Below are 4092 nucleotides of genomic sequence, written 5' to 3'. Positions count from 1 at the left end.
GGCCGGGGCCGCGCTGCTGTGGTTCCTTGCCGGCGGCCGCGAGGAGTTCGTCGCTGGAACGCAGCCGGCGACGTGGCGCGTCCTCGTGCCGGGCACAGCTTTCTGGTTGGCATGGACCGCCTGGCTTGGGGCAGGAGTGTGGTTCGCCGTCAAGATGTTCCGTTCCATCATGGGGCGGCTCGACGACGGTTGGACCAGGCCAGGCGGAGGTGACGGTTCCACCGGATAACGCGGACAGTAACTGTCCGCGGGCGGGGGTACATTGGATTCATGAGTCTTGCCCAGGAGATCAACCGTGTGGTCGCGCCTTTTGAGGTCATCAGCGAATTCAAGCCGGCAGGTGACCAGCCGGCCGCAATCGCCGAGCTGACCGAAAGGATCAACAACGGCGAGAAAGACGTCGTCCTGCTCGGCGCCACCGGTACGGGCAAGAGTGCCACCACCGCCTGGTTGATCGAACAAGTGCAGCGGCCCACCTTGGTGATGGTCCAAAACAAGACCTTGGCCGCGCAGCTCGCCAACGAGTTCCGGGAGCTGCTGCCCAACAACGCGGTGGAGTACTTCGTTTCCTATTACGACTACTACCAGCCTGAAGCCTACGTCCCCCAGACGGATACCTTCATCGAGAAGGACTCCTCCGTGAATGAGGAGGTGGAGCGGCTGCGGCACTCGGCCACCAATGCGCTGTTGACCCGCAGGGATGTCATCGTTGTGGCTACCGTGTCGTGCATCTACGGCCTGGGCACCCCGGAAGAATACATCGCCGGGATGGTCACGCTCACCAAGGGCGCCGAAATGAACCGGGACGATCTCCTGCGGAAGTTTGTCGGCATGCAGTACACCCGCAACGACATGGACTTCCACCGCGGCACGTTCCGGGTCCGCGGAGATACCGTGGAGATCATCCCTATGTACGAAGAGCTGGCCCTGCGCATCGAGTTCTTCGGCGACGAGATCGAGAACATCTATACTCTGCATCCGGTAACGGGCGACGTCATCCGCGAGGAAACCGAGATGTACATCTTCCCGGCCTCGCACTATGTCGCCGGTCCGGAACGCATGTCCCGCGCCATTACCGCCATCGAGAACGAGCTCGGGGAGCGGCTCAAGGTCCTCGAAGGCCAGAACAAGCTGGTGGAGGCCCAGAGGCTGCGCATGCGCACCACCTACGATCTCGAGATGATGCAACAAATGGGTTTCTGCAACGGCATCGAGAATTACTCACGCCACATCGATGGCCGCGGCTCCGGCACGGCCCCGCACTGCCTCATCGACTACTTCCCGGACGACTTCCTGCTGGTCATTGACGAATCCCATGTCACGGTTCCACAGATCGGCGCCATGTACGAGGGCGACATGTCGCGCAAGCGCACACTCGTGGACCACGGTTTCCGGCTTCCTTCGGCCATGGACAACAGGCCGCTCAAATGGGATGAATTCCTGGAACGGGTGGGCCAGACCGTCTATCTTTCCGCGACCCCCGGCAAGTACGAGCTGGGCAAGGCCGACGGGTTCGTCCAACAGATTATCCGCCCTACCGGACTGATCGATCCCGAAGTCATCGTGAAGCCGACCAAAGGCCAGATCGACGACCTCCTTGGCGAAATCAGGACGCGCGTGGAGCGCGACGAACGCGTCCTGGTCACCACCTTGACCAAGCGCATGGCCGAGGACCTGACCGACTACCTGCTGGGCCATGGGGTCAAGGTCCAATACCTGCACTCCGACGTCGACACCCTCCGTCGCGTGGAACTGCTCCGGGAGCTCCGCATGGGCAGCTTCGACGTCCTGGTGGGCATCAACCTGCTCCGAGAGGGCCTCGACCTGCCCGAAGTGTCACTTGTCAGCATCCTCGACGCCGACAAGGAAGGATTCCTCCGCTCGGCCACCTCCCTTATCCAGACCATCGGGCGCGCCGCCCGAAACGTCTCGGGCCAGGTCCACATGTACGCCGATCGGATCACGGACTCGATGGCGAAGGCCATTGAGGAAACCAACCGCCGCCGGGAAATCCAGGTCAAGTACAACACGGACAACGGGGTCGATCCACAGCCGTTGCGCAAGAAGATCGCAGATATCACCGATCAGCTTGCCCGCGAAGACGCCGACACCCGCGAGTTGTTGGCCGCAGCCGGAAAGGGCGGCCGGACCGGTAAGGGCAAGGGCGCTTCGAAGGTCCGGCAAGATGGCCTGGCCGCGGCGCCGGCCGAAGACCTCGTGGGCCTGATCGAACAGCTGACCGAGCAGATGCACGCGGCTGCCGCTGAGCTCCAATTCGAGATCGCTGCGAGGATCCGTGACGAGGTGGGCGACCTCAAGCGCGAACTCCGCCAAATGCAGTCCGCCGGGCACGCTTAGGGTAAAGTTGGGGCTACGTAGGGGAGTATCCCAAGCGCTACGTCCGTCAACACGCAAGGCACAGACGCCTCGCCGGGCCTAGCGGATCGCCGTTTGAGCGTTGTTGCCTTCGGGCATGGAGACGCAGGCAGGTCGGAGAGACTTACGCCGTTTTGGCGTACCTGCGAAAGGCATTTTAGATGCAACTCCCCGCCTGGTTTGAGATCGGCTCCTTCGTCGTTCTCGGAATCATCCTCCTTGTCGACCTTCTCCTGGTGGTCAAGCGTCCGCACGAACCCTCCATGAAGGAAGCAGGCCTCTGGGTCGCTTTCTACGTCACCCTCGCCTTGGTGTTCGCCGGAGCGATGTTCGCCTTTGCCGGCCCGGAGCATGGCAGCCAGTTCATCGCCGGTTGGGTGACCGAATACAGCCTGAGTATCGACAACCTCTTTGTCTTCATCATCATCATGGCGCGGTTCTCGGTGCCCCGTAAGTACCAGCAGGAAGTGCTCATGGTGGGCATCATCATCGCCCTCGTCCTGCGCGGTATCTTCATTGCCCTGGGTGCCGTGGTGATTGAGCAGTTCAGTTGGGTCTTCTACATCTTCGGCGCGTTCCTGCTCTGGACCGCGTGGAAGCAAGCCACGGACAACGGCGAAGACGAGGAAGACGGTGCCGAAAACCCGCTGATCGCCCGTATCCGCAAAGTTGTCCCGATGTCGGAGAAGTTCGACGGCGGCAAGCTTCGGACAACGGTCAACGGCAAGAAACTGTTCACTCCCATGCTGATCGTCTTCGTGACCATCGGCATGACGGACCTCCTGTTCGCCGTGGACTCCATTCCGGCCATCTTCGGACTGACGCAGAGCGCCTTCATCGTCTTCACCGCCAACATCTTCGCCCTCATGGGCCTGCGCCAGCTGTACTTCCTGCTTGGCGGACTCATGAGCCGGCTGATCTACCTCAAGCACGCATTGTCGATCATCCTCGCCTTCATCGGCGTCAAGCTGGTCCTGCACGCCATGCACGTCAACGAACTGCCCTTCATCAACGGCGGCCACCACATCGAATGGGCTCCGGAGATCCCGACCTATGTGTCCCTCGCGGTCATCCTCGGCACCATCGTCGTGGCGGTTGTCGCGAGCCTCCTGACCCCGGCGGGCAGCAAGTCCAAGCTGGATGCCCGGCTCGAAGAAGATTCCCGCAAGAGCATGAACAAAGTCAGCGGCAACTAACACGGGTCAACTGCGGAACGTTTCGGAGCCCCGGCCCTTACTGTGGCCGGGGCTCAGCGTTTGGCGGAGATATGCTCTTGGCATGGCGTTGACCTCTCCGATGACCCTCGATCCGGCAGCAGTACAGCGACGCACAGTCCGATTGCTGAGCACCGCACAACTGCTGAGCGGTGTGGGCAACGGCGCCACCCTGTCCATCGGATCGTTGCTTGCCGTCCAGCTCAGTGGATCGAGCGCCTGGGCGGGATCGGTCACCACTATCCTCACGCTCGCCGGTGCCGTCACTGCTTTGCCCCTGGCCGGTCTTGCCGAGCGCAGGGGGCGCCGTTCCGGACTCGTCACCGGTCTCCTGGCCGCGATGCTTGGGGCAATCTTCATGATCGTCGCGGCGGCTACGGGGGCTTTCGCGGTGCTCCTCCTTGGTGCAGCCCTGCTGGGTCTCGGCACGGCATCGAACCTCCAGGCGCGATTCGCCGCCGTCGATCTCGCCGCACCGGAGCACCGCGGACGATCGCTTGCA

Annotated in this window: 4 protein-coding genes; all 4 read left to right on the top strand. The window is 62.3% G+C overall.

Annotated elements, in window-relative coordinates; genetic code table 11:
• On the top strand, positions 1-229 hold a 229-nt coding region (locus AHiyo1_RS24870), incomplete at its 5' end, for a hypothetical protein (RefSeq protein ID WP_172465619.1).
• A gap of 41 nt (positions 230-270) precedes the next feature.
• Positions 271-2358 carry an excinuclease ABC subunit UvrB gene (gene uvrB / locus AHiyo1_RS16680; RefSeq protein ID WP_059389294.1) on the top strand — a complete coding sequence of 696 codons (2088 nt, stop codon included), beginning with the start codon at positions 271-273 and terminating at the stop codon, positions 2356-2358.
• Positions 2359-2537: 179 nt separating this feature from the next.
• Positions 2538-3572 carry a TerC family protein gene (locus tag AHiyo1_RS16675; protein WP_059389293.1) on the top strand — a complete coding sequence of 345 codons (1035 nt, stop codon included), beginning with the start codon at positions 2538-2540 and terminating at the stop codon, positions 3570-3572.
• An 82-nt stretch (positions 3573-3654) separates the two neighbouring features.
• A partial coding sequence (locus AHiyo1_RS16670) for an MFS transporter (RefSeq protein WP_113990695.1) occupies positions 3655-4092 on the top strand: 438 nt, incomplete at its 3' end.

Origin of the sequence: Arthrobacter sp. Hiyo1 (assembly GCF_001263615.2) — a bacterium.
Lineage (GTDB): Bacteria > Actinomycetota > Actinomycetes > Actinomycetales > Micrococcaceae > Arthrobacter.
This window is presented reverse-complemented; position numbering and strand designations above follow the sequence as displayed.